Source organism: Leyella stercorea (genome assembly GCF_021531355.1).
Classification (GTDB): domain Bacteria; phylum Bacteroidota; class Bacteroidia; order Bacteroidales; family Bacteroidaceae; genus Prevotella.
In genome coordinates this window covers 1-1,344 of sequence record NZ_JADYTS010000160.1, presented here as the reverse complement: position 1 = coordinate 1,344, position 1,344 = coordinate 1, and the positions used below count along the sequence as shown (strand labels likewise).

General features: G+C 45.2%; 3 protein-coding genes. All 3 read right to left on the bottom strand.

What is annotated here, in order from left to right; translation table 11 throughout:
• The coding region (locus tag I6E38_RS14795) for a hypothetical protein (RefSeq protein ID WP_235394701.1) at positions 1-308 on the bottom strand (308 nt) is incomplete at its 3' end.
• Between the two features lie 287 nt (positions 309-595).
• Positions 596-940 carry a hypothetical protein gene (locus tag I6E38_RS14790; RefSeq protein ID WP_235394700.1) on the bottom strand — a complete coding sequence of 115 codons (345 nt, stop codon included), beginning with the start codon at positions 938-940 and terminating at the stop codon, positions 596-598.
• Positions 941-945: 5 nt separating this feature from the next.
• A partial coding sequence (locus tag I6E38_RS14785) for a ParA family protein (protein WP_235394699.1) occupies positions 946-1,344 on the bottom strand: 399 nt, incomplete at its 5' end.

Genomic DNA, 1,344 nt, shown 5'->3' with positions numbered 1-1,344 from the left:
ACCTTCATGGTGGTAATGACCATAGACCTATCCTCGGTGGTGAAACAGTATTGGTAGGAAGTTTCATCGGATGCAGATACGAGAGTGTAGTGTTTCTTCAGATAGTCTATTATCAGACGGCTGTTGGAGATAAGTTCCGTATCAATGACTGAATACAGGGTGCTGTCGCTTCGCAAGAAACTATAGAGAATAGCCTCGTTGCCATTACCCGTCTTATATGCCAACTGAAAACTATCAGCGGTCTTGTTCTCTGCCTCGAAATGGTAACGCATCATTGTACCACTCATGTAAGCTGTTACTTCATCCAAGGACGCACCTTTGATGTGATACGGCTCTACCCATACTTTGAGCTCGGATGATGGTTTTTCAGTTCCTTCGATAATGTCATTATCACCACAAGAGGTAAACACTGTTGCCACCAACAATGACAGGATGGCGGTTAGGAAATACTTTTTCATTGTCTTTTTATTTTATTGGTTACTAATATTTTGAACTATGTTCTCACGTCCACACATATATATGTATTCATGGCTATATGTATTCATGTCCACATGTGTACACGTCCACACATATACATGGCTACTTATCCTCATGGCTACATCACCTCATGAATTTCTTTCGACCTGATTTTCTTCACCTTTCCATGCTTGGACTCATAAGCCTCTATACCTTGTTTCATGACATATTCCATGAAGGCACGGATAGTAAAGCCTTCTTTGTGGGCAATGGCTTGCACCTTGTCCACAAGGGCTTTTGAGCATATAAAGGAGAAGTGCCGCCAAGTGTCATCAGACTGTTCCTTGGTTGTAGCTTTCGCTGAAGGTGCTGGAGCATCATTCTCTGGTAAAGGAGCAGCCGGCTCTTCATACCTGTCCTGCGGCTTGATGGCAGCATTTCCCAAGATATTGCCAAGCAGGATGTCCATATTCTTCTTTCCCATGGTCTTTATTGATTACGTGAAATAATCTCCTCCGTCAACGCAAGGTAGTCTTTGGCTCCATTGGAGTTAGGGTCGTACTCGAAGATGCTTTTTCCGCTTCCAGCCGACTCGGCGAGGGCTATGTTCTCACGGATTCGGGTCTTCATGGTGATGCTTTCGTAGCGAGACTTTACGGCTTGCTCAACCACCTTGTTCAGTTTTCGATGGTTGAAGCGGGCTATGAACACACCTCCCAGGCGAAAAGAGGGCTTCACTCTTTGGAGGTTGGTCACAAAAGCATCAAGCATCCTCATTCCTTTGAGCGGAAGCAGCTCAGGAGTCATTGGCACGATGATTTCATCGGCTGCAAGAAAGGCATTCGTGGTGACGATGCCCAATGAAGGTGGGCAGTCGATGAGGATGTA

Coding starts and splice junctions, on each gene's coding strand:
- I6E38_RS14790 (WP_235394700.1), bottom strand. CDS start 940: ATGGGAAAGAAGAATATGGACATCCTGCTTGGCAATATCTTGGGAAAT.